This is a genomic window from Arthrobacter sp. zg-Y40, from assembly GCF_020731535.1.
Lineage (GTDB): Bacteria > Actinomycetota > Actinomycetes > Actinomycetales > Micrococcaceae > Arthrobacter_B.
On the sequence record NZ_JAJFZS010000015.1, the window covers coordinates 66,156 to 90,521 of the forward strand.

General features: G+C 66.5%; 20 protein-coding genes. 5 read left to right on the plus strand and 15 right to left on the minus strand.

Annotated features, from left to right (window positions below; translation table 11 throughout):
- Positions 1 to 10: 10 nt before the first annotated feature.
- From LJ754_RS15615 to modA, 3 genes are read right to left on the minus strand one after another with little or no spacing between them, the layout of a single operon-like run.
- The gene (locus tag LJ754_RS15615; protein ID WP_227927287.1) at positions 11 to 1,633 is read right to left on the minus strand and encodes a molybdopterin-dependent oxidoreductase; all 1,623 of its coding nucleotides are present in this window, start codon (positions 1,631 to 1,633) and stop codon (positions 11 to 13) included.
- On the minus strand, positions 1,630 to 2,475 hold the full coding sequence (locus LJ754_RS15620; RefSeq protein WP_227914001.1) for an ABC transporter permease: 846 nt from the start codon (positions 2,473 to 2,475) through the stop codon (positions 1,630 to 1,632). Before LJ754_RS15620 ends, LJ754_RS15615 begins: the two co-directional genes overlap by 4 nt.
- A complete protein-coding gene (gene modA, locus LJ754_RS15625) occupies positions 2,465 to 3,253 on the minus strand; it encodes a molybdate ABC transporter substrate-binding protein (RefSeq protein WP_227927288.1) in 789 nt (262 codons plus the stop codon). Before modA ends, LJ754_RS15620 begins: the two co-directional genes overlap by 11 nt.
- Positions 3,254 to 3,291: 38 nt before the next feature.
- Between modA and moaA the strand changes: the two genes are divergently transcribed.
- Positions 3,292 to 4,494 (plus strand): GTP 3',8-cyclase MoaA, encoded by a 1,203-nt coding sequence (moaA, locus tag LJ754_RS15630; RefSeq protein ID WP_442860191.1) that lies wholly within the window; start codon positions 3,292 to 3,294, stop codon positions 4,492 to 4,494.
- Complete coding sequence (locus LJ754_RS15635) at positions 4,495 to 4,755, plus strand: MoaD/ThiS family protein (RefSeq protein ID WP_227913998.1); 261 nt, start codon at positions 4,495 to 4,497, stop codon at positions 4,753 to 4,755. It begins immediately after the preceding gene.
- On the opposite strand, the gene LJ754_RS15640 is transcribed toward LJ754_RS15635, so the two are convergent.
- From LJ754_RS15640 to truB, 9 genes are all read right to left on the minus strand, one after another.
- Complete coding sequence (locus LJ754_RS15640; RefSeq protein ID WP_227927289.1) at positions 4,752 to 6,215, minus strand: HNH endonuclease; 1,464 nt, start codon at positions 6,213 to 6,215, stop codon at positions 4,752 to 4,754. The two genes, LJ754_RS15635 and LJ754_RS15640, sit on opposite strands and share 4 nt — an antisense overlap.
- Positions 6,216 to 6,413: 198 nt before the next feature.
- A complete protein-coding gene (locus LJ754_RS15645; RefSeq protein ID WP_227913995.1) occupies positions 6,414 to 7,808 on the minus strand; it encodes a M16 family metallopeptidase in 1,395 nt (464 codons plus the stop codon).
- Positions 7,809 to 10,034, minus strand: a complete 2,226-nt coding sequence (locus LJ754_RS15650) for a polyribonucleotide nucleotidyltransferase (protein WP_227913994.1) — start codon at positions 10,032 to 10,034, stop codon at positions 7,809 to 7,811.
- A 342-nt stretch (positions 10,035 to 10,376) separates the two neighbouring features.
- The gene (gene rpsO / locus LJ754_RS15655) at positions 10,377 to 10,646 is read right to left on the minus strand and encodes a 30S ribosomal protein S15 (protein ID WP_227913993.1); all 270 of its coding nucleotides are present in this window, start codon (positions 10,644 to 10,646) and stop codon (positions 10,377 to 10,379) included.
- Positions 10,647 to 10,792: 146 nt separating this feature from the next.
- On the minus strand, positions 10,793 to 11,776 hold the full coding sequence (locus LJ754_RS15660) for a bifunctional riboflavin kinase/FAD synthetase (RefSeq protein ID WP_227927290.1): 984 nt from the start codon (positions 11,774 to 11,776) through the stop codon (positions 10,793 to 10,795).
- A gap of 109 nt (positions 11,777 to 11,885) precedes the next feature.
- Complete coding sequence (locus LJ754_RS15665) at positions 11,886 to 12,575, minus strand: DUF4345 domain-containing protein (protein ID WP_227913991.1); 690 nt, start codon at positions 12,573 to 12,575, stop codon at positions 11,886 to 11,888.
- A gap of 85 nt (positions 12,576 to 12,660) precedes the next feature.
- The gene (locus LJ754_RS15670) at positions 12,661 to 13,110 is read right to left on the minus strand and encodes a hypothetical protein (protein WP_227927291.1); all 450 of its coding nucleotides are present in this window, start codon (positions 13,108 to 13,110) and stop codon (positions 12,661 to 12,663) included.
- The gene (locus LJ754_RS15675) at positions 13,107 to 13,481 is read right to left on the minus strand and encodes a hypothetical protein (protein WP_227927292.1); all 375 of its coding nucleotides are present in this window, start codon (positions 13,479 to 13,481) and stop codon (positions 13,107 to 13,109) included. Before LJ754_RS15675 ends, LJ754_RS15670 begins: the two co-directional genes overlap by 4 nt.
- Positions 13,482 to 14,399 carry a tRNA pseudouridine(55) synthase TruB gene (truB, locus tag LJ754_RS15680; RefSeq protein WP_231700865.1) on the minus strand — a complete coding sequence of 306 codons (918 nt, stop codon included), beginning with the start codon at positions 14,397 to 14,399 and terminating at the stop codon, positions 13,482 to 13,484. It abuts the gene before it with no gap.
- 66 nt (positions 14,400 to 14,465) lie between these two features.
- On the opposite strand from truB, the gene LJ754_RS15685 reads away from it, so the two are divergent.
- From LJ754_RS15685 to LJ754_RS15695, 3 genes are all read left to right on the plus strand, one after another.
- Positions 14,466 to 15,629, plus strand: coding sequence for a pyridoxal phosphate-dependent aminotransferase (locus tag LJ754_RS15685; RefSeq protein WP_227913987.1), 1,164 nt, complete (start codon positions 14,466 to 14,468; stop codon positions 15,627 to 15,629).
- A 184-nt stretch (positions 15,630 to 15,813) separates the two neighbouring features.
- On the plus strand, positions 15,814 to 18,855 hold the full coding sequence (locus LJ754_RS15690; protein WP_227927293.1) for a beta-glucosidase: 3,042 nt from the start codon (positions 15,814 to 15,816) through the stop codon (positions 18,853 to 18,855).
- Positions 18,856 to 18,981: 126 nt separating this feature from the next.
- Positions 18,982 to 20,235, plus strand: a complete 1,254-nt coding sequence (locus LJ754_RS15695) for a ScyD/ScyE family protein (protein ID WP_227927294.1) — start codon at positions 18,982 to 18,984, stop codon at positions 20,233 to 20,235.
- 104 nt (positions 20,236 to 20,339) lie between these two features.
- Here the strand turns inward: LJ754_RS15695 and rbfA are convergent, their stop codons facing one another.
- The 3 genes from rbfA to LJ754_RS15710 form a co-directional block, all read right to left on the minus strand.
- Positions 20,340 to 20,822 carry a 30S ribosome-binding factor RbfA gene (gene rbfA, locus LJ754_RS15700; RefSeq protein WP_227913984.1) on the minus strand — a complete coding sequence of 161 codons (483 nt, stop codon included), beginning with the start codon at positions 20,820 to 20,822 and terminating at the stop codon, positions 20,340 to 20,342.
- Positions 20,823 to 20,903: 81 nt separating this feature from the next.
- Positions 20,904 to 23,798 carry a translation initiation factor IF-2 gene (gene infB, locus LJ754_RS15705; protein ID WP_227927295.1) on the minus strand — a complete coding sequence of 965 codons (2,895 nt, stop codon included), beginning with the start codon at positions 23,796 to 23,798 and terminating at the stop codon, positions 20,904 to 20,906.
- A gap of 132 nt (positions 23,799 to 23,930) precedes the next feature.
- Positions 23,931 to 24,326 (minus strand): YlxR family protein, encoded by a 396-nt coding sequence (locus LJ754_RS15710; protein ID WP_227913982.1) that lies wholly within the window; start codon positions 24,324 to 24,326, stop codon positions 23,931 to 23,933.
- Positions 24,327 to 24,366 lie beyond the last annotated feature (40 nt).

The window sequence follows — 24,366 nt, forward strand, 5'->3', positions numbered from 1 at the left end:
CGCCCTGGCCTCAGCGCACCGTCACCCGAATTGTATGCAGGCCGGTGGCGCCGTCGGGAAGCACCGACCGTTTCTCGTCGGTCTGCACAGTGCCGTTGGCATCCACGGCCCGCACGGAGATGTCGTGTCCGCCCGGCGACAGGTCAACAGGAATCCGGTACTGCCGCCAGGTGTCCGCCGAAATCCCGGCGGCCAGTTCCGCGTCCTGCCAGTCGCCGTCGTCAACGCGGACCTGGACGGCACTGATTCCAGTGTGCTGCGCCCAGGCCACGCCCGCCACCGTCACTGTGCCGGCCTGCACAGGCTTGCGGCCGGGAACGTCGATGCGGGAGGACAGCTTGACGGGCCCGCGCTCGCCCCAGCCGCGTTCGGTCCAGTAGGCGGTGTCATCGGCGAATCGGGTCACCCGCAGTTCGGTCACCCACTTGGTGGCGGAAACGTAGCCGTAGAGTCCGGGGACCACCAGGCGGACCGGGAAACCGTGTTCCAGCGGCAGCGGTTCCCCGTTCATGCCCACGGCCAGCAGCGCGTCGCGGCTGTCCGTGAGGGCCTCCAGCGGGGTGGACGCGCTCCACCCGTCGTTACTGGTGGAGAGCACCATGTCCGCGCCGGGCCGCACTCCGGCCGAGGCCAGCAGCTCGCGCACCGGCCACCCCAGCCAGCGGGCATTGCCGATCAGGTTTCCGCCCACCTCGTTGGATACACACGCAAGGGTCACGAAGCTTTCCTGCAGGGGTTTGGCCAGCAGGTCCGCGTAGCTGAGCTCCACTTCGCGGTCCACCATGCCGGTGACCCGCAGGCGCCAGTTCTCCGGATTGATGGCGGGCACGCTCAGCGCCGTGTCGATGCGGTAAAAGTCCGCAGCGTCAGTCACCAGCGGAGTCAGCCCGTCCACGGCCAGTTCAGCCCCCGCCGGAATCGGTGCCGCGGCGCGGGCGGGAGGGGGCAGCCGTACAGCGTCGCGCACGGCAGCTACTCCGGCCTGCCCGCCGCGGGCAATGCCGGCCAGCGCCGCACCGAGCAGGGCCACCAGCGCTCCCCCGCCGACCGAGACCAGGACCGCCCGGCGGCTCACGGCCGCGTCAGCGGGTGCGGGCGCCGCAGCCAGGGCGCGGACACGCACGGCGAGCCAGCGCAGGACCATGACGGCGACGACGGCGGCAGCCAGCGGCGGAACAATGGAGAGGACGGCTGACTGGGGACGGGTCAGGACAGCAGCCAGCCCCGCCGCTCCGAAGGCGCCAAGGAGCAGTGGCCCGGCGGGCGGGCGGCGCAATTCCAGTACCCCTGCTGCAATAGCAGCGAGGGCAATGATCAGTCCCATGCCTGCCAGCAGGGCGGCTTTGTCCGCAGTGCCGAACAGGGCAATGGCTGCGTCCTTGACGGGTCCGGGGACGGCATTGATGACCACTGAGCCGACGGCCGAGACCGGGGACAGCGACGGACTCAAGAATGCCGCGAACAGTTCCCCGGCTGCGACGCCCAGGCAGGCTGCCACCAGTCCCGCCCCTGCCGCCCAGCCGCGGATCCGCCGCTGAGCGGGAGCGGGCGTACCTGCTGGACGTTCGGCAGGAGTTCCGTCCGGCTTTCCGCCGGGGGCGGGCGGCTCCGGTGCCGCCTCCGGTCCGCTCATCGCGGCAGCAGCCGTCCGGCGCCGAGCCGGGCCAGCAGCAGGACCAGAAGGTACAGGGCAATGAGCATCAGGCAGATCCCCAGTGCCGCCTGCGGCTGGTTGGAGTTCAGGCTCAGCTCGATTTGCAGCGGCAGGGTGCGGGTGCGGCCTTCGATGCTTCCGGCGAAGGTGATGGTTGCCCCGTATTCACCCAGGGAGCGGGCAAAAGCCAGCAGCGCTCCGGCCACAATGCCGGGCAGCGCCAGGGGAAGGGTGATGTGGCGCAGGATGGCGGTTGGGCCGGCACCCGAGGTGGCGGCAGCCATTTCCAGGTCCCGGTCCACGGCCGAAAGGCTGTTCAACGAGGCGACCACAAAAAACGGCAGCGACACGAACACCTGGACAATCACTACGGCGGCCGGTGAGTAGCCGACGTCGAGCCCTGCTGCGCCCAACAGCCGGCCGGCAATCCCGTGCCTGCCCCAGAAATAGAGCAGGGCAATGCCGGAGACGACGGGTGAGAGTACCAGCGGGATCAGCAGGATCCCTCGCATGAGCTGTATAGCGGGCCCCTCGAGTTTGCTGAACAGGACAGCCAGCGGCAGCCCCAGCAGGACGCAGATCAGCGTGGAGATAACCGAGGTGGCCAGGGACAGCCCCAGCGCGGTCCGGGCCTGGTCCGAGTCCAGCAGGTCTGAAAGGGAGGTCCACGGGACGTTCAGCAGCAGGGCGGCAACGGGTCCGGCACACAGCAGCAGGGCGAGACCGGCCGGCAGCCAGAGCCAGCCGGGTGTGGTTGCGCGCGCTTCCCGGTCCCGCAGGGAAGTCCGAGCGCGGGCAGGGACGGAAGTATTAGGGGGCATCGGCGTGTCCTGTGCCGGCGGGGCCGAAGCCTGCCTCGGCGAGGATGGCTGCGGCATCGGAGCCGGTGAGCCATTCATAGAACGCTGCGGCACTGGCATTTCCGGCTCCTTCGGCGGTCAGGGCGGCCGGATAACGGTTTGGTGCCGGATCATCCAGCGGCAGGAATCCAACGCCCGTGCCCGCTGCTGCCATGGCGTCGGTCCGGTAGACAAAACCGGCGTCGGCCTGCCCGGTGGACACCTTGGCCAGCACTGATCGCACGCTGTCCTCGATGCTGGGGGCCTGCAAGGCCAGGCCGGCGGTTACCAGGATCCGCTCCGCAGCCCGGCCGCAGGGAACGGACGGAGCGCAGACGGCGGTGCGCACCGCGTCGTTCGCGGCGTCGCCCAGCGCTGCAATTCCGGCGGGATTGCCTGGCGCATAAGCCAGGACCAGCGTGTTGCTGGCCAGCACGTTTTCCTCCGCCAGCAGGCCGGATGCGCGCAGGGGGTCAAGCGATTCAAGATCAGCGGTGATCACGACGTCGGCCTGCGCCCCCGACTGCAGTTGTGCCACGAGCTGGCTGCTGGAACCAACGTTGATGCGCAGCTTCCCCCCGCCGTCGTACGCGGCGTTCAGCGTCTCCACCACGTCAGTGAGGGACGATGCGGCGAAAACGGTGACGCCGCCGTCGCCCTCTGCGCCGGAGCCGGTGGACGCACACGCGGCCGTGCACGTGGCCAGGAAAACCGCCGCGCACGCCGCCAAGGTCCTGCGGACCCGGAGAACAAAGCGCATTCATAGAGCCTAACTGTGAAAGAGCGTAACCTCGAGGGATGGGAATACAGCTGGGAATGCCTGCCGTTGGCCCTTCCCCACACGCACCGGGGACCGGATCATCACCAACTAGTACATCAGAGTCCAGTACAGCAGAGTTCAGCGTACCGATGGCCCCGGTTCCGGCGGCTGCTGAAGCGCCGGCCACGGCTGTGCTGTCCCCCGGCCCCGCCGCGGCGGACGGCCTGCTGGACAGGTATGGGCGCAGGGCCACCGATATGCGCCTCTCACTGACGGACAAATGCAACCTCCGCTGCACGTATTGCATGCCCGCCGAGGGGTTGGACTGGCTGGCCAAGGACAAAGTCCTGTCACGGGACGAAATTGTGCGGCTGGTCCGTATCGGTGTGGACCGGCTGGGGGTGCGGGAGCTGCGCCTGACCGGCGGCGAACCGCTGGTGCGTGCCGATCTGGTGGACATTATTGCCGGGATCCGGGCCAACCATCCCGATCTGCCGATCTCGCTAACCACCAACGGCCTGGGCCTGGACAAAAAGGCCCAGGCACTCAAGGAGGCGGGCCTGACCCGCATAAACGTTTCCCTCGATTCCCTGCATCCGGACACTTTTGCGCAGCTGACCCGGCGGCCTTTCCTGGACCGTGTGCTGCGCGGGTTGGAGGAAGCGGCGCGGGTGGGCCTGGGTCTTGTGAAGATCAATGCGGTGCTGATGCGCGGCATCAACGACGCCGAGGCCCCGGATCTGCTGGAATGGGCCGTCAGCAACGGTTTCGAGCTGCGTTTCATTGAGCAGATGCCGCTCGATGCCGACCATGGCTGGACCCGCGACGGCATGATCACCGCCGCCGAGATGCGGAGCCTGCTGGAGCGGGACTTCGTCCTGACTCCGGACCCCCGGGAACGCAACGGTGCTCCTGCCCAGCGGTGGGAGGTCCGTCGGCGGGCCACGCCGGAAACCGTGGCCGGCACGGTGGGGATCATTGCCTCCGTCACGGAGCCGTTCTGTGCCGAGTGTGTGCGGACCCGGGTCACGGCAGAGGGGAAAGTGCGCAGCTGCCTTTTCTCCCACGAGGAAACAGACCTGCTCGCCTTGATGCGCAGCGGAGTGGACGACGACGCGGTGGTCCGGCGGTGGCAGGAAGCAATGTGGGGCAAACCGAAGGCCCACGGGATGGCCCACGTTGGGCTGGGTGCGCCCGACTATGTACAGCCTGAACGAACCATGAGCGCGATAGGTGGCTAGGTGCTGATCCGATATTTCGGCGCTGCGAAAGCGGCAGCCGGCACAGAAGAAGAAACCCTGGATGAAGGACCCCTGACACTGGGCGAACTGGCGGAAAAGCTGGGTGCGAAGTATCCGGCTGCCGGGCCCGGGGTGCCGGTGCTTGCCACCGTGATTGCCCGCAGTACGTTCCTGGTGAATGAAACCGCAGCCCAGGATCGGGCCATGCTTCTGCAGGAGGGCGACGTTGTGGATATCCTGCCCCCGTTCGCCGGGGGTTAGGCGCCCGGCAAGGGTGGAGCCGTCGACCGGTACCGATGGCCGGTTGGCGTGCTGATCTCCACAGTGTGCCGACGGGTGGTTGGAGCCTTCGGGGAGGTTGGGGCAGCAGTGGCCTTCCGGACCCGCGGGCTCAGCTGGTAGGTGGTGCCGGGTGCCCCGATGACTGTTGCCTTCCAGCCTGGCGCTTCCTTGGCCTGGTTGCATGCCTCGCACAGCCCCTGGATATTGGCTGCCTGCGTGGGACCGTCGTCGCGGTGGGGCCGGATATGGTCTTGGTGCCGGATAGGCGCATCACACCACGGGGTCCGGCACGTCTGGTCCCGTACCGTGATCAATCGGGCCAGGGACACCGGTACGAACCGGGCCTTCGAGTCCATGGCCAGCAGCTCCCCGGAACTCGGGGCAGTGTAGAGGCGGCGCAGCCAGAATCCGGGAGAGGACTCCCCCGGCTCCCCTGTCTTCTGAGCCCTTCGACGGGCGCCCTTACCTACCAGATCCCGCGCCCACGGCGCCGGCACTATTCCGTAGCCGGTCAAGTGCGCAGGCTCTTTATCCCCGGCCAGCAAAGTGCGGTCCGTCATCACCAACTGCACCTCCACCGGCACCTGGACAGCCGTCGCCTGGCCCGTAATGCGTTCAACCATGGTGTCGGCCATGATCTGCCCCCGGCCACGGGCATCGCCCCGGGCCCGCAACGAATCAGCAGCACGGCACAAGGCCGCATACACCGCAACCCCCTGGGCCACCGGCAGCAGACCCGTCAGGTAGGTCATGGTGTCCGGAGCCGGACGGCAGGACACAAACCGGTCCGCCTCCGCCTTCGCCGCCCGCCGCACCAACGCGGCCTGGTCAATCCGGTAGGTGATCTTCCGGATCCTCGCAATCAGACGCTGATCCCCCAACCCGTCCAACCCGGCAGGATTCCCGGCAATCTCCCGGTCCACCAGCCGCCGGTCCGCCACGGACAGGCACGCGGTCTCCCGGACCAGCAGGGTCGCCCGCCACTCACTGATCCGGCCCTCCGACAACGCTTGGAGCGTGCACGGCATCTCCTGGGTCAACGCCTTGGCGAAGCCCAGGATCCGACCGCCGCGGGCCGGAGACTCCCGCCGGGCCAACGCCACCTGTGCTCCAACGCCCACGCCCTGCTTCTCCGCCGGCAGCCCGGCCCGGGCATGAGCCGCACGCACGGACACATCAAATGCTGCCGCGACCCGCGCCTGCGCTGCACACGCTGCAGCCTTCAGCTCCTCCAAAGCACGGAGCCGGTCAACAAGCTCTACATCGGAATCAGCAGCAATACCGGCCAGCGTGTCAGGCGAAGAAAGGTCCAGCGTCAGGGCAGCTACTGCGGCAGCTGACGCCGCTTGCGGGCGCATCTCAAACGCCGCGTGCGGGCCCGCATCTGCAAGTCTTAAGTACGGTCCGGCGCTGCCGTGAGTTCCTATTGATTCGAACATGTGTTCGATAGTAACGGCGGCAAAAGGCCGCACCAACGGGTGTTTTGGGGGCTGTGGATAAAGAACTTGGACATACAGGTACCCGATTCCGGCGCGTCGACACGCGTCGCCCCACACGCCCCCTCACACCCCTCCCACAGCCCCGGGAAACAGCAAAAGCCGGGAACGCCCAGCGTTCCCGGCTTTGAGGAAGTGCGGCTAGAAGCCCAATTCCGTCGCTGACTCGAAGGGTCCAACCACCGTGATGGTCCGCGGCGCTGCAGCCAGCTCAGCGGCCAGCTCCTGGACCTGCTCCGCCGTGACGGAGTGGATCCGCCGCAGGGACTCGTCAATGTCGATGAATTCGCCGCTGACCAGCTCAGCACGCCCCAGCCGGGACATCCGCGAACCGGAGTCCTCCAGGCCGAGAACCATGCCACCGGAAATCTGGCCCAGGGCCTTGGCAAGTTCCGCCGGCTCAACGCCGTCGGCCGCCAGGCGCTCAAGTTCGCTCCCGAGCAGGTCAATGACCTGCCGGGTCTTGGCAGGAGAGCAACCGGCGTACATGCCGAAGTAGCCGGCGTCGGCGTACGACGCCGAGAAGGAGTAGGTGGAGTACACCAGGCCGCGCTTCTCGCGGATCTCCTGGAACAGGCGCGAGGACATGCCGCCGCCGAGGATCGTGTTCAGTACGCTCATCGCAAAGCGCCGGTCATCCGTGGCAGTCAGCGACGGGCAGCCCATCACGATGTTCGCCTGCTCCACCGGCCGGTTGTATACGTGTACGCCGGCGGTGCCGGAGATCAGTGCGGGTTCGGTGTTGCGGCGGGGAGACGGTGTGGCTGCAGGATCAAGGTCCCAGCCGGCAGTGCGGAGGGCTTCAAAAACGAGGGTGCAGACCTGGTCATGGTCCAGTCCGCCGGCAGCAGTAACCACCAGTTCCGAGGGACGGTAGTACCGGTGGTAGTGCTCCAGCACTGCTTCCCGCGAGACGCTGCGGATGGCTTCCGGGGTGCCGCCGATGGGACGTCCCAGCGGGTGGTCCCCGAGAACGGCTTCGGAGAAGCGTTCGTGGCACAGGTCCGCGGGATCGTCATTGTCCATGGCAATTTCTTCCAGGATGACATCGCGTTCCTGCTCCAGCTCGTCCGGGTCCAGGACGGCGGAGGTGACCATGTCGGTGATGACGTCAATGGCCATGGGAAGGTCGGTGTCGAGCACCCGTGCGTAATAGCAGGTGCTCTCCTTGGCGGTGGCCGCATTGGACTCACCGCCCACCTCGTCAAAAGCCGAGGCGATGTCCAGCGCCGAACGGCGGCTGGTGCCCTTGAACAGCAGGTGCTCAAGGAAGTGGGTGGAGCCGTGCCGGCCCGCGGCTTCATCCCGCGAGCCGACCCCAACCCAGAATCCGATGGCCGTACTCCGCTGGCCGGGCATTTCCTCCGTCAGTACCCGGACGCCGCCGGGCAGCACCGAACGGCGCACGACAGCGCCTCCCGGAGTGCCGACCACGAGGGTCGGGTCGGAGGGCAAAGTGGTCAGTGGAAGCTTGACGACCGTCCCGTGTCCCTGCGAAGCGGACACGGGACGGGCACCATCGGAAAAGTCCGGCATTTACTCTGCAGACTCGGTTTCTGCTGCTTCGTCGCCTTCGGCGTCTTCAGCAACCACCGGGGAGAGCGAAAGCTTTCCGCGGTCATCGATCTTGGTGATTTCGACCTGGACCTTCTGGCCCACGGAGACGACGTCGTCGACGTTGTCCACGCGCTTGCCGCCGGCGAGCTTACGCAGCTCGGAGATGTGCAGCAGGCCGTCCTTGCCCGGGGTCAGGGAGACGAAGGCACCGAAGGTGGTGGTCTTGACGACCGTACCCAGGTAACGCTCGCCAATTTCCGGAACCATCGGATTGGCGATCGCGTTGATCGCCGCGCGGGCAGCCTCGGCGGAGCCGCCGTCGGTTGCGCCGATGAGGACGGTGCCGTCATCTTCGATGGAGATGTCAGCGCCGGTGTCCTCCTGGATCTGGTTGATCATCTTGCCCTTCGGGCCAATGACCTCGCCGATCTTATCCACGGGGATCTTCACCGAGATGATGCGCGGAGCGAACTCGGAGAGCTCGTCCGGTGCGTCAATGGCGGCCTGCATCACGTCGAGGATGTGCAGGCGAGCTTCGCGGGCCTGCTTCAGCGCTGCTGCCAGCACGGAGGCGGGGATACCGTCGAGCTTGGTGTCCAGCTGGATGGCCGTGACGAACTCGGAGGTACCGGCAACCTTGAAGTCCATGTCACCGAAGGCATCTTCGGCGCCGAGGATATCGGTCAGGGCTGCGTAGCGGGTTTCGCCGTCAACCTGGTCGGAGACCAGGCCCATGGCGATGCCGGCAACCGGTGCGCGCAGCGGTACGCCGGCGTTGAGCATGGACAGCGTGGAAGCGCAGACCGAGCCCATGGAGGTGGAGCCGTTGGAGCTGAGCGCCTCGGATACCTGGCGGATGGCGTACGGGAACTCTTCACGCGAGGGCAGCACCGGAACCAGTGCGCGCTCGGCGAGGGCGCCGTGGCCGATTTCGCGTCGCTTGGGCGAGCCCACGCGGCCGGTCTCACCGGTGGAGTACGGCGGGAAGTTGTAGTTGTGCATGTAGCGCTTGCGCGTTACCGGCGACAGCGAATCGATCTGCTGTTCCATCTTCAGCATGTTCAGCGTAGTGACGCCCAGGATCTGGGTTTCGCCGCGCTCGAAGATGGCCGAACCGTGCACGCGGGGCAGGACCTCGACCTCGGCGGTGAGCTGGCGGATGTCCGTCAGGCCGCGGCCGTCGATGCGGACCTGCTCCTTGAGGATGCGCTGGCGCACAACCTGCTTGGTGACGGAGCGGAAAGCTGCGGAGATTTCTCCTTCGCGGCCTTCGAACTTCTCGGCAAGGGAAGCCTTGATTTCGTTCTTCAGCTCGTCGGAAGCAGCGTCGCGCTCCTGCTTGTCGGCGATGGAGAAGACCTTGGCCAGCTTCTCGGCAGCTGCAGCTTCAACGGCCTCGTACACGTCGTCCTGGTAGTCCAGGAAGATCGGGAACTCGACGGTGGGCTTGGCAGCGCGTGCGGCCAGGTCCGACTGGGCGTCGCACAGAACCTTGATGAACGGCTTTGCAGCCTCAAGGCCTTCTGCAACAACCTCTTCGGTCGGGGCGGTAGCGCCCTCGTCCTTGATGAGGTTCCAGGCGTTGTCGGTGGCTTCGGCCTCGACCATCATGATGGCGACGTCGTCACCGGCAATGCGGCCGGCAACCACCATGGAGAACACGGCCCGCTCCAGCTCGGAGTGCTTCGGGAAGGCAACCCACTGGCCGTCGACCAGGGCAACGCGGACGCCGCCGATCGGGCCGGAGAACGGCAGGCCGCTCAGCTGGGTGGACATGGAGGAAGCGTTGATGGCAACCACGTCGTAGAGCACGTCGGGGTTGATCGCCAGCACGGTGACCACAATCTGGACCTCGTTGCGCAGGCCCTTCACAAAGGCGGGGCGCAGCGGGCGGTCCATCAGGCGGCAGGCCAGGATGGCTTCGGTGGACGGGCGGCCTTCGCGGCGGAAGAACGAGCCCGGGATGCGGCCGGCAGCGTACATACGCTCCTCGACGTCCACGGTCAGCGGGAAGAAATCGAAACCTTCACGCGGGGACTTGCCGGCGGACGTGGCCGAGAGCAGGGCGGTGTCTTCGTCGATGTAGACCATTGCGGCGCCGGCTGCCTGCTGGGCAAGGCGTCCGGTTTCGAACCGGATAACGCGCGTGCCGTATTTGCCGTTGTCAATGACGGCTTCTGAGAACTGAATTTCGGGACCCTCCATATGAGAGCCACCTCCGTTTCTTCTGTGGGCGGAGGCACCCAGCACCGTTTCAAACTTCCGTCCGTACGGCCGTGCCGTACGTTCAACACCCGGTCTTCGATCGAGGTCCACGGGCTGAAATCTCCCGGAGACCACTACCGAGGACCGCGAATGCTGCGATGCTGGCTGACTCCTGCTGTTTTCTTCTTTGCTGCGTGTTTCTTTTTGCTGCTTGCGGGTCCCCGGTTCAGGGGACCCGTTCGTCAATCAGACAGGTGCGCTTCCGGCTTTCCCGGTGTCCATGCCTGCCTGCGCAAAAGGCGGCTCCCCGTGCTGATGCACAGGTGCCGCCTTTCACAAAGACTATCGACGCAGGCCGAGGCGCTCGATGAGCGCACGGTAGCGGGCGATGTCGGTCTCGCGCAGGTAGGTAAGCATACGACGACGGCGACCAACCAGGGCCATCAGGCCGCGGCGGGTGTGGTGGTCGTGCTTGTGGGTCTTCAGGTGCTCGGTCAGGTCGAGGATGCGGCGCGAAAGCACAGCAACCTGAACCTCGGGGGAACCGGTGTCCCCTTCAGCCCGAGCGAATTCCCGGATGATCTCCTGCTTGACGGCGGGATCGAGTGCCAATGTAACTCCTAGAGTTGTGCCGTGAGGCCCGAGTCAGCACTTCGCTGCCGGGAATCTTTCCGCTCCTTGGGATGACCCCTGGGGCTCACACCCCGGAACACAAAGAAATTCAGCCGCCACGGACCGCAGCCGAATTTGAATCCAGTTTACCTGCCCGCGGCGGTTTCTGTCGAAAGCACATTTCTGGTGCGTTCGACGTCGAGGCACATCTGCTCCACCAGCGCTTCGGGCCCGGTGTAGGCGACCATGCCGCGCAGCCGCTCCACGAACTCCACCACCACGTGCTGGCCGTACAGGTTGAAATCGTGCACGTCCTCAGCCGGGCGGTCGATGACGTGCGCTTCAACCTGGCGGCTAACCCCCTCGAAGGTCGGATTGGACCCGACGGACACCGCGGCCGGCCAGCGGGCACCGGCCTCGTCCACGAGCCACCCGGCGTAAATACCGTCGGCTGGGATGAGACCGGAAGCTTCCGGTGCCAGGTTGGCAGTGGGGAACCCGAGTTCGCGGCCGCGGGCGGCACCGTGCACCACTTCCCCGCGCATCCGGTGGGTGCGGCCGAGAAGGCGGGCAGCTGTGCGGACATCGCCTTCCCGCAGCGCCTCACGAATCCAGGTAGAGGAACAGCGCCGGCCGGAGGCCGGACCGTCCGCCAGGGCACCGAAGTCGTCCACCGCTTCGACGTCGAACCCCAGTTCGGCACCGAGGGCGCGCATGGTCTCCAGGTCTCCGGCGTTGCCGCGGCCGAAGCGCACGTCGTGGCCGATGACCACGGTCTTGGCGTGCAGTGCGTCCACGAGGACGGTCCGGACAAATTCCTCGGCCGTCAGGGACGCGAGGTCCATGTCATAGTGCATCATCAGCAGCCCGTCCAGGCCGGTGTCAGCAAGCGCCTGGACCCGGTCCACGGTACCCATGATGAGTTCCGGGGCGCTTTCGGGACGGTGCACCTGGGCGGGGTGCGGGTCAAAGGAAATGGCTACCGCCGCCGCGTCCTGTTCCCGGGCCGCCTTGACCAGTCGGTTCAGCACATGCTGGTGGCCCAGATGCACGCCGTCGAAGTTGCCGATGGTGATTACTGTCGGACCAATGCCGGCCGGTATCTCCGCCAGGTCATTCCAGTAGTACACGCAGGCTCCTTAGCAGCATTTTTCCGTGCCGGACCTTTCGCTTTGTCCGGCGCACCGCCGTCGGCTTCCGCCGCACGGGGACCTATCCATTATGTCCGATCATCGCCGGTCACCGGGCACCGCCCGCAATACCGGGGTCCGCGGCGCCTCCGCCGGCCCCGCCCTGCTGGCTGTACTCCTGCCGCAGTTCACTGGTCTTGGCAATGAACCGGTGCCAGACCAGCAGCGCCGGCGGGAAGGCCAGCTCCACGATCATCAGCACAATAAAGGTGAAGTGCGGCGTGCCGGAAAAGGCCCAGGACACCACCCTGCCAATGCCGCCGAGGAAGACCATCAGGCAGACCAGCCACAGCATGTTCGCCCACTGGAACTTCACGGCTATGGCCACGAATGCGGCTCCAACGCCCACCATCATGGCGGAGAAGAAGCGGTACTGGCTCTCCAGGGTGGCGTTGACCTCTCCCCCGCTTCCGTCCGGCAGGCCGGCGGTGCCGGTGATGAGGTTGTACAGGCCGAAGCCGGCCACCAGGATGCCCACGCCAATCACCACGGCCCGGAAGACTGCCCAGTCATCGCTGGCCTTATACGCTTTGGGGGCCTTGCGCGGCTTCGGCGCCCCGGAGCCCTTTGACCCGCGGCGGGGCTTGGCACCGCTGCCCGGGACCGCCTGCTCCGGCACACGCCGCCCGTCGCCGGTTCCGGGGGCCTGCGCCCCTGCTGCCTGCGGCGGCCGGGTTCCGGGTATGTCGGATCCGGCGCGGCGGTTCCCCTCGCCCGGTGCTGGTGCGGTGTTGCTCATGGCTCCCCCTGATTGGGTTTGGAACAGTGTCTGTTCCTGCCATGGTCTCACGCACCTGACCGGATCAGGTAAGCATGCTGTCTTTCTACTTCCGTGCGTCTGCGCGGTGACGGTACAGCCACCACAGGCCCACCATGGGCAGCACCAGCGGAACGTAGCCGTAGCCGCTGCCGAAGCCGGACCACACAGTGTCATCGGGCAGCGCCGCGGGGTCCACGAGGCCGAAGATGCCCACGGCCAGCACGCCGACCATTTCCACGCCCACGGCCGCAACCGAGACCTTGTACGCGGTGGAACCGGACCGGGCCAGTCCCACGGTTGCCACTATGTAGACAACCGCAGCGAAGGCGGACAGCAGATACGCCAGTGGTGCGTGGTCGAACTTGGTGAGGATCTGGAACGCGGCACGCGCGGTCGCGGCCAGGGCGAAGATGGCGTACACGGCTACCAGCAGCCGCCCGGGGCCGGCATTGCGCGCAGCAGGGGCCGTATCTTTGGCCGCACCGTCGTTGCGGGGGCCCATGTTGCGTTTCATAGCAGGTTTACTCCATCCCAGATCTGTTCCATGCGGAACAGCATGACAAATACGGTGATGCCGACGGCGGAGAGCACAATGTTGCTCCAGCGGCTGCGGTCCATCAGCGACCACCAGACCGCTCCGATTGGAACAATCAGGGCGGTCAGCAGGTAGCCCCAGAATTCCCACGCTTCACCGGCAATGTGCTGCCCGGTGGCCAGGCGGACCAGTGACACCACGCCGTAGACCAGCAGGAAGAGTTCAACGGCGGCAGCGGAGAGGATCGTGAGGTCGTTCGGCCCGTGGCGCAGGGCGGCTGCGCCGATGCACAGCACCACCGACACCAGGCAGATCAGCGAGCCGACCAGGAAAAGAAGGTCCACGCCCATTTACGCTTTCTCGTTTCCGGGTGCGAAGACCAGCAGCGCTTTGGCGGCGGTGCCCTTGTCCTCGAGCAGGCCCACCACGTGGCCCTCGGGGTCCATGGCAGCCACCGGCCCCGGCTCCGGGTTACCAGTGGCGGTGATCCTGCGGCCGTGGGACAGGTCCTCCGCTTCGGCCGCGGAGAGGTTACGGACCGGGAAGAGCTGCGCGGCGGCGTCGTCCAGCTCCAGGACGCGCAGGTCACCGGCCAGCTCCTCCAGAGTGGACGCGTCGTCGATGCCGAAGGGCCCCACGCAGGTGCGGCGCAGGGACGTCAGGTGCCCGCCCACGCCCAGCGCGGTACCGAGGTCGCGGGCCAGGGCGCGGATGTAGGTGCCGGAGGAGCAGTCCACGGTGACGTCGACGTCGCGCAGCTTGCCGCCGTTCTCCCGCCGTATGTCGTGGATTTCGAAGCGGGACACCGTTACGGGGCGGGCCGGCAGGTTCACTTCGCCGCCCGCGCGGACCTTGGCATAGGAGCGTTCCCCGTTGACCTTGATGGCGCTGACGCTGCTGGGGACCTGCTGGATGTCTCCGGTGAGGGCCTGCACGGCGGCACGGATTTCTTCATCGGTCACTGCGGCGGCAATCGTTTCGGCAGTGACCTCACCCTCGGCGTCGTCCGTCAGGGTCGACTGGCCCAGACGGATGGTGGCCTCGTACGTCTTGGTGGTACCCACAATGTAGGTCAGCAGGCGGGTGGCCTTGTTGATGCCGACCACCAGCACGCCTGTAGCCATGGGATCCAGGGTGCCCGCGTGCCCCACCTTCCGGGTGCCAGCCAGCCGCCGGAGGCGGCCGACCACGTCGTGGCTCGTCCATCCCTGCGGTTTGTCCACAATAATCAGTCCTGAACGGACCTGCCCTGAATTCACGCCTTTCAGTATATGGTGCGGCGCGGTGCCCGGCGGGCGCGCCGCGGGCCGGCCCGACGGCGATACGATGCGGATATGGCACAGCTCTCACCCCACGTCCGCGCCGTTCCCGCAAACCAGATCCGCGAAATCACCCAGGCCGCGTGGGCGAAACCCGATTCCATTGTCCTGAGCATCGGCGAACCCGGCTTCCCCACTCCGGCGCATATCCTCGACGCGGCGCGGTCCACACTGGACCGTGACGAAACGGGGTACACGCCCAACGCCGGCATCGCTCCCCTGCGGCAGGCTTTTGCCCGGCACGCCGAAGCGCTCAGCGGCACGCAGGTTTCCGCGGAACGCGTGTTTGTCACCTCGGGCGCCCAGCAGGGACTGCACCTGGCGATGAGTATGCTCCTGGACGCGGGGGATGAGATCCTCGTGCCGAATCCCGGCTACCCAACCTTCGCGATGACCGCTGAACTGCTGCACGCGGTTCCCGTGCAGTACCCGCTGTATCCCGAGCACAGCTTCCAGCCGCGGATCGAGGACCTTGAGGCGCTGCTGGGACCGCGGACCCGGGTGCTGCTGCTGAACTCGCCGTCCAATCCGCTGGGCGCGGTGTTCAGTCCCGAGTTGACCAAGCAACTGGTGGATCTTGCCCGGCGGCACGATCTGTGGATCATCTCCGACGAATGCTATGAGGCCTTCACCTTCGACGTTCCGCATGTCAGTCCGCTGGCGTTCGACGGCGACGCCGGGGAACGGGTGATCACCTCCCTCACGCTGTCCAAGACCTACGGCCTGACCGGGCTGCGGATCGGTGCGCTGGTGCTCCCGTCCGGCCTGGAACCAGTGCTGAGCACAGTGATGGAGTCCATTGTTTCCTGCGTGGCTTCACCCTCACAGTACGCGGCGCTGGCCGCGTTGACCGGACCGCAGGATTACGTATCCACCGCTGCCGCCCACTACCGGGCGAACCGGGATGCAGCCTGCGCGGTGCTGGACCGGAAGGGCATCGGGTATCTGGAAGCCCAAGGCGCCTTCTACCTGTGGGCCGATGTGTCCTTCGCGGCCGGGGGCAGCGTGCGGGACTGGACCGTGCGGTTCCTGGCCGAACAGGGTGTGGCCGTGGCGCCGGGGACGGCTTTCGGTTCCATTGGCGAGGGCTGGATCCGCATCGCCCTGTGCGGGGACCGGGATGAGCTGCTCGAAGGGGTCGGCCGGCTGCCGGAGCCGCCGGCAGCAGGAACTACCTAGAACGCCGACGGCAGCTGGTTTTTATACTCGCACAGCGTCGAGCACGCACCGCGGTCAATACCCGCAATCTCGGTTTACGTGCGTAGTCCGGCCCCCTAGTCTTTGAGCGCTCCACCCGGGGAACGCTTGCGGGTGCGTGTTGGGGCAGTCTCTCATCGGACCGAACCCTGCCGAGGAGTACTTCGTGAAAAAGTCACCCGCACTAATGACCCATGCCCTGGCCGCGCGCTTGAGGCGGCGTTCCTCCAGCGGCCATCGCCGCCCCGCTCATACGCAGACCCTGAAAATCCTCGCTGTGGCCGTCTGCTCAGCTGCACTGGTGGTCCCTTCCGGAGCTGCCGGCGCCGCGAACGGACAGCAGGCCGCTGCAGGCAGCGGCCAGGACAACGGAAACTACTGGGACGAGGACCAGTCCGCGACGGACCGGGCCAACGCCCTGCTTTCCCAAATGTCGCTGGAAGAAAAAGTCGACATGCTGCACGGCGAGCTGAACAACGAATACGGGTTCTACAACGCGCCCATCGAACGGCTGGGCATTCCCGCCCTGACCATGACCGACGGCCGCACCGGCGTGCGGCAGGCCAACACCAACTTCAACAACGGCGAGTCCACCCTGCTGCCCTCCGCCATTTCCGTTGCGGCCTCATGGGACCGCAACGTCTCGGCGCGGCATTCTCAGGTCGCCACGGACGAGACCTTCCGGAACGGCCTGAACATCCTGCTCTCACCGTCCATCAACATTGCCCGGGTTCCCCAGAACGGCCGGAATTTCGAGTCCTACGGCGAAGACCCGCTGCTGCAGGGCATCATGGGTTCAGCCTATTCCGAAACCACGCAGAACTACGGCGGGGTGATGTCGAACCAGCAGGACTGGGCTGTGTACACACAGGAGACGAACCGGCTGGAGGGCCTGAACAACGTCCTCAGCGAACGGGCGTTGCAGGAAATCTACACCCGGCCCTTCGCCATTGCCGTTGAAGGATCCCATCCCGGGTCCGTTATGTGCGGCTTCAACAAGGTCAACGGCGAATACTCCTGTGACAGCGACTACCTGCTCAACCAGATCCTCAAGACCCAGCTGGAGTTCGAGGGGTGGGTACTGACGGACTACGCTGCCGAAACCACCACACTGGGCATCAACAACGGACTGGACCAGCAGCAGCCGGGCAACTTCGACCCGGTGGCGGGTGAGGCCGGCACGTGCCTGTTCTGCCAGCCGCTGATCGATGCCGTCAACAACGGTGAGGTATCCATTGACCGGATCAACGATGCGGTGCTGCGCATCCTCCGGTCCATGTTTGGACTCGGCCTCTTCGACCGCAGCTACGAAGGACAACCGCTGCCGGTCGAAGCGCACAACGCGGAATCGGCAGACATTGCCGAAGAAGGCATGGTCCTGCTGAAGAATGACGACGAGCTTCTGCCACTGGACGCGGGGGCCCTGGATTCGATTGCCGTGGTCGGCACCGATGCGGACGTGGTGGTCCAGGGCGGAGGCAGCTCCCATATCGCCAACCCCACCGAAGAGACCTCCGCACTGGAAGGCATCCAGGACCGCCTTGCAGATACCGGTGCGGACGTGAACTTTGTCCCCGGCACCGATCCGGTCACCTCCACGGCATACCTGCCCGGCGCCCAGCCCATCCCGTCATCGTTCCTCACCCCAACGGGCGGGGCGGCGGGAACCGGACTGACCGCGCAGTACTTCCTGAACCAGGACTTCTCCGGCACACCGTACCTGGACCGGGTGGAGCCCTATGCCGGGTTGAACGCAGGCTTCTTTGTCTACACCAACTTCAACGCCTCCTCACCGCACTTCCCTACCCAGCCGCAGGAACTGGACACCAATATGTCGGCCCGCTGGACCGGCACGCTGACAGCGCCGGTGACCGGGACCTACGAGCTGCAGGTAGTCACCAACGGACGGACCACCCTCACTGTTGACGGCAACCAGGTCATCAATGAAACCGACTTCTTCACCCCCTCCGCAGAAGCCGAGAACCAGACCATCTCCGTACCGCTGGACTTCACCGCCGGCTCCACCCACACCGTGGAGTTGTCCTACGCCTTTGACACCGGCTCCCAGTGGAACGGCAACGGACCGCAGGTCAAGCTCGGTTGGGTTCCGCCGGCCGGTGTAGTCCTGCCGCAGGTGGAAGCCGCCGCCGAGCAGGCCGCGGCTGCCGATGCCGCCGTCGTTATGGTCCGTGACTTCTCGTCCGAGGCCGGCGACCTGCCGGATCTGGCGCTGCCGAATTACCAGGCAGACCTCATCCGTGCGGTGGGAGCCGCCAACCCCAACACCGTGGTCGTCATGACCACCGGCGGTGCCATGGAGGTAGTGGACTGGCAGGACGCGGTGGATGGGCTGGTCCAGGCCTGGTACCCCGGGCAGAACCAGGGCACCGCCATCGCGAGCCTGCTGTTCGGTGATACCAATCCCTCCGGCCGGCTGCCGATCACCATTCCGGTCAGTGACGAGCTGACGCCAACCGCCACCACGGCGCAGTTCCCCGGCAATGGACTGGATGCCGAGTTCACAGAGGGCATTTTCGAGGGCTACCGCGGTTACCAGGAGTTCGGCCTGCCCACGGCCTACCCGTTCGGGTACGGCCTGAGCTACACCGACTTCGACTATTCGGACCTGCGGATCACGTGTGGCGCGTTCAAGCCCGGCAAGGCCAAGGGCCTGACGGACCAGCTCTTCGGGGACGACACCAGCGTCTCCGAGGATGCAGCCATGGCGCAGGACGGCATCGCGGTTGACCCCGAGGTGTCCGCCCCGGAGGATGCCAAGGCGGGTCCGACCGCCGGGTCCGCCTCGACGGCCAGCCCGTCGCCGTCGCCTACCGAGACGTCCACCCCAACGCCGAGCCCGACCAAGAGCCATGGCAGGGACCGGTGCAAGGGCAAGCCGCTGGAAGTTTCAGTGCGCCTGACCAATGTGGGCGAGCGGATCGGCAGCGAAGTGGTCCAGGCCTACGCGGGCCGACTGCCGGCACCGGTAGCCACCGCCCAACGGTCGCTGGCCGGATGGGAGAAGGTAACCCTCGCCCCGGGGCAGAGCCAGCGGGTACGGCTGCCCCTGGACATCCAGTCCTTCTCGTACTGGGACGAGAACACCGATCAGTGGGTGACGCCGGCCGGCAACGTGCCGGTGTACGTCGGATCGTCCGTTGAGGACACACCGCTGGCCACAGTCGTGCGGATCCACGAGCGCGACTGAGTCCGCACGGGCGGTACCCACCGCCCGCTGACCTTCCCGCAACCAGGGGGAAGGCTTGCTTGCGAACAGGCAGGCCTTCCCCCGTTGCCTCTTTTCCCAGCACCCTCGCCCCCAAAGGAGACACTCGTGAAATCGTCATCATCAGCTGCCGCTGTCCTGGCAGCTGCCGCGCTGCTGGCCCTGGGCGCCTCGCCGGCTGCGGCCGGCGGCTACGGGCCCCGCCCGCCGCAGCCACCCGATCCGCCCGCCGCGGGCGAGGTCACCACCGTGGCAGAAAACCTGCTCTCGCCGCTCAGCTTCGCCGTGAGCCGCGGCGGAGCCATAGACGTAGCCCAGTCTTTTGCCGGGGTGCTTACCCGGATAGCTCCGGATGGCAGCACGGAAACCCTGGACGCCGTCGGAGGCGGCTACGGTTCCGCAGGTGTATCCCGCATCCACGGCCGGACCTACTACACCATGGGCATCGGCGCCGACACCGAAGACCCGGCGCAGAACATCAGCCTGCTGAAGTCGGTGGACCGGGACGGCAATGTGGAGACCCTTGCCAACGTCGCCTCACACGAATACGCCGAAAACCCCGACGCCGTAAACACCTACGGCTTCGAAGGCCTGGATGCAGCCTGCGCGGCCCAGCTGCCCCCGGAGGTCCGCACAGCCCGCCCCGGCCGCACGGACTCGAACCCGTATGCCACGGTTCCCACCCGGGACGGCATAGTGGTTTCGGACTCCGGCATGAATGCCCTCGTGCTGGTGGACTGGGACGGGGACATCTCCACCCTGGCCGTGCTGCCGGCGATCCCCGTAACCATCACCGCACCCATGGCGGAGGCCAACGGGCTGCCGGAGTGCACTGTGGGACTCACCTACGACACGGAGCCGGTGCCCACCGATGTGGAGCGCGGCCCGGACGGGATGCTTTATGTCGCCTCCCTGCCCGGGGCGCCTGAGGGCTTCCCGACCGGGTCAGTGTTCCGGGTGGACCCCCGGTCCGGCGAAATGGAAGTGGTGGCCACCGGCTTCAGCGGAGCCACCGGTCTCGCGGTTGCTCCGGACGGGGACATTTACGTGGCCGAGCTGTTCGCCAACCGCATTTCGGTCATCCCGGCCGGGAGCGATACGCCCGAACCATTCTACGAAGTGAACCAGCCCGGCGCCCTGGAACTGCGCGGCTCAACGCTCTATGCCTCAGTGGACGTACTTCCCCCCGGAGGCCCGCAGGAACCGGGTGAGCCACCCGCCGAGCCGCCCGTACCCGAGGCGCCTCCGGCTGGCCGGATCATCGGCGTCGAGGTGGTGCATGCCGGCTGCGGCGGCGCAGACGGTCACGGCGGAAACAGCGGCAGCGGGCTCCCATACAGCACACAGGACGAGGAGGACTAACTTTCGGCAGGCGGCCAACTCCCCTGACCGGCAACAAAAAGGAAGCGGCTCCCGGAGGGGAACCGCTTCCTTTTTGCGTCAGCGTCAGCTGCCGTTTTTGCTAGCTACTTTGCGTCCGAGTCGACCGGCGCATCGGAGTCCTCGAGATCGTCCTCGAAGTCTTCGTCGTCCTCGTCCTTGCGGTACGGGTCGGCGTCGCCGGCGTACGTGGCGCCTTCCTTGAGCGCAGCCAGTTCGGCGTCGCGCTCCTTGGCGGCCCGGATGAGCTCCTCGAGGTGGTTGGCATTGACCGGAATCTCGTCAGCCACAAATTCGAGCGTGGGCGTCAGCCGGACGGTGATGTTCTTACCCACTTCGGCGCGGAGGATGCCCCGTGCCGATTCCAATGCGGCCTTCGTGTCTGCCTGCTGTTCCTCGTCACCGAAAACGGTGTAGTACAGCGTGGCGTGCTGAAGATCGTTAGTGACGCGGGCGTCGGTGATGGTGACGAAGCCCAGCCGCGGATCCTTGACCCGCCGTTCGAGCGCCTGGGCAACCACTACCTTGATGCGGTCAGCGAGTTTCGCAGCGCGTGCTGGATCTGCCATTACCTCTCCTTACCTAAGAACGTTGAAAAGCGCGGATCCGGAGCCGCCGGGAAACTTCCCGGCGGCTCCGGCCACGGACTGCTAGACGCGCGGCTTCTCGCGCATCTCGAAGGTCTCGATGATGTCGCCTTCACGCAGGTCGTTGAACGAGCCCAGGCCGATACCACATTCGAAGTCCGTGCGGACCTCGGTGGCGTCGTCCTTGAACCGCTTGAGCGAGTCAACGGTGAGGTTCTCACCGATGATCTTGCCGTCGCGGGTGACGCGGGCCTTGGCGTTGCGGCGGATGACGCCGGAGCGGACGATCGAGCCGGCGATGTTTCCGAACTTGGAGGAACGGAAGACTTCGCGTACCTCGGCAGTGCCGAGCTGGACTTCTTCGTACTCAGGCTTGAGCATGCCCTTGAGTGCAAGCTCAATGTCATCGATTGCTGCGTAGATGACGGAGTAGAAGCGCATGTCCACGCCTTCACGCTCTGCCAGGTCGGCAACGCGTTCAGCCGGCTTGACGTTGAAGCCGATGATGACGGCGTTGTCCACCGTCGCCAGGTTGACGTCGTTCTGCGTGATGGCACCAACGCCGCGGTGGATGACGCGCAGCTGCACGCCTTCGCCGACGTCGATCTTGAGCAGCGAGTCTTCCAGGGCTTCCACGGCACCGGAAACGTCACCCTTGAGGATGAGGTTAAGGGTGTCGACCTTACCGTCGGCAACAGCCTGGTCGAAGTCCTCGAGGCTGATCCGCTTGCGGCGCTTGGCCAGGGCCGCGTTGCGGTCCGCAGCTTCACGCTTTTCAGCGATCTGGCGGGCGGTACGCTCGTCGTCGGTGACGAAGAACGTGTCACCGGCGCGGGGAACGTTGGACAGGCCGAGCACCTGGACCGGACGCGACGGTCCGGCTTCGGTGACGTTGTCGCCGTTCTCGTCGAACATGGCACGGACGCGGCCGTGGGCCGTTCCGGCCACGATCGTGTCGCCGACCTTCAGCGTTCCGGACTGGACCAGCACAGTTGCAACTGCACCGCGGCCCTTGTCCAGGTTGGCTTCGATCGCGATGCCGCGGGCATCCTTGTTCGGGTTGGCGCGCATGTCCAGGGCAGCGTCTGCGGTGAGCAGCACGGCCTCGAGCAGGGCGTCGATGTTGAGGTTCTGACGGGCAGAGACCTCAATGAACATGGTGTCGCCACCGTACTCCTCGGGAACCAGACCGTATTCGGTCAGCTGGCCGCGGACCTTCTCCGGGTTGGCGCCTTCCTTATCGATCTTGTTCACCGCAACCACGATCGGCACGTTGGCTGCCTGTGCGTGGTTGAGCGCTTCCACCGTCTGCGGCATAACGCCGTCGTCGGCTGCAACAACCAGGACCGCAATATCGGTGACCTTGGCACCACGGGCACGCATGGCGGTGAACGCCTCGTGGCCCGGGGTATCGATGAAGGTGATGGCGCGCTCGGTGCCCTCGTGGTCGAAGTCGACCTGGTAGGCACCGATGTGCTGGGTGATGCCGCCGTGTTCGCCTTCAACAACGTTGGAGTTCCGGATGGCATCCAGCAGGCGGGTCTTACCGTGGTCAACGTGACCCATAACGGTGACTACCGGAGGACGTGCTTCCAGTTCGTCGTCGCCTTCGGCTTCCAGCTCGGCATCGAAGTCAATGTCGAACTGGCTGAGGAGCTCGCGCTCTTCATCCTCGGGGGACACAACCTCGATCCGGTAGCCCAGTTCCTCGCCCAGGATCCCGAAGGTTCCCTCATCGAGGGACTGCGTGGCCGTTGCCATTTCACCGAGGTGGAACAGCACGGTTACCAGTGCGGCCGGGTTTGCCTCAATCTTGTCGGCGAAGTCCGTGATGGACGCGCCGCGGCGCAGACGGACAACAGTGTTGCCGTCGCCGCGGGGTACCGAAACGCCGCCCAGCGACGGAGCTGACATCTGCTCCAGTTCCTGCCGCTTTGCCCGCTTCGACTTGCGCTGCTTGCCGCGGCCTGCGCCGCCCTTACCGAAGGCACCGGCAGTGCCGCCGCGTCCGCGGCCGCCCTTGCCGAAGCCGCCGCCAACAGGTGCGCCGCCGCCGGTTCCCGGGGCTCCGCCCGGTCCGCGGCGCGGTCCGCCTGCACCGGCACCGGGACGGCCCGGGGCTGCCGGACGCTCGGTGCGGTTGGGCATCATGCCCGGTGTGGGACGGGTTCCGCCGGCGCCTGCCGGACGGGGTGCACCCGGACGCGGGGCGCCCGGACGTGCTCCGCCTGCTGCGGGACGGGGTGCACCCGGACGCGGAGCGCCCGGACGCGGTCCGCCTGCACCGGCTGCGGGACGGGGGCCGCCGGCACCGGGGGCACTGGTCCGTTCGGCCTCGTCACGGCGTCCACCCGGACGCGGCATCCCCTGGGAGGTGGCAAACGGGTTGTTGCCCGGACGCGGTGCGCCCGTTCCCCGCTCGCCTTCACCCCGGCCACGCGGCCGGGGCATGCCCTGGGAGGTGGCGAAAGGATTATTGCCGGGGCGGGGGCCGCCGGCGCCGGGACGCGGAGCGCCCGGACGCGGTGCCGACGAAGCGGACGCGTTGTCGGCGTCTGCCTTGCCAGCCGCGGGGGTTTCGGCTGCCGGAGCGGCCGGAGCGGATTCGGCAGCTGCCGGGGCGGCCGGAGCTGCCTCAGCGGGGGCCGGAGCTGCGGGGGCGGCCGGGGCCGGAGCAGCAGGCTGTTCCGCTGCCGGGGCCGCAGGCGCGGCCGGAGCGGGCTTGCCGGGCTTGGGTGCTGCGGAGCGCGGGGCTGCAGGCTTTGAATCGGCGGCCGGTGCGGCTGCCTTGTTGTTGTCAGACGCCGGGAAGGCGCCTCGAAGCTTCTTTACTACCGGGGCCTCAATGGTCGAAGAGGCGGAACGGACGAATTCGCCCAGTTCCTGCAGTTTTGCAACTGCATCCTTTGAGGTAATGCCGAGCTCTTTTGCGAGCTCGTGTACGCGGACCTTGGCCACATTTCTCCTGTCTCGGTCCGCACCGAGCCAGGTACGAACCGTCTATTTGCTGCGGGCTTCCACTGCAGTTGCAGCAGGGCCCATCACAGAGCACAACAAAGCACTCATCGCTGGGTACTCATCGGGTTTCCATCAGATTTCTGACCCGCTTTCAGGTTGGACGGTTTTGAAGCCGTTCCCGGTCGGAACGTCCTCAAGGGCCTTGAACCAACGCTCCACGTCCGTTATTCCTACAGCGCCCCGGAAGGCCCGCGGGAATGCGGAACGTTTCACTGCCAATCTCAGGCATGCCGGCTCCGGGTGCAACCAAGCACCCCTGCCGGACATTCGGCGGTCCTGGTCCACACGGACGGCGTTGACGCCTTCCATGCTGACCCGTACCAGCCGAAGCAGCACAGCCTGGTCATCCTTCTTCCTGCACCCTATGCATGTCCGCTGCGGAACGTGCGTACGGTCCCCGGTTTCCCTGGCAGCGCCGGAAGCGGCTGCAGGTGAACGGGAGGCGGAGGGTGACCCGGCCTTATACATTCTAGCGCCTTTCTTAACCGGCGCTGCATCCGCTCCCGGC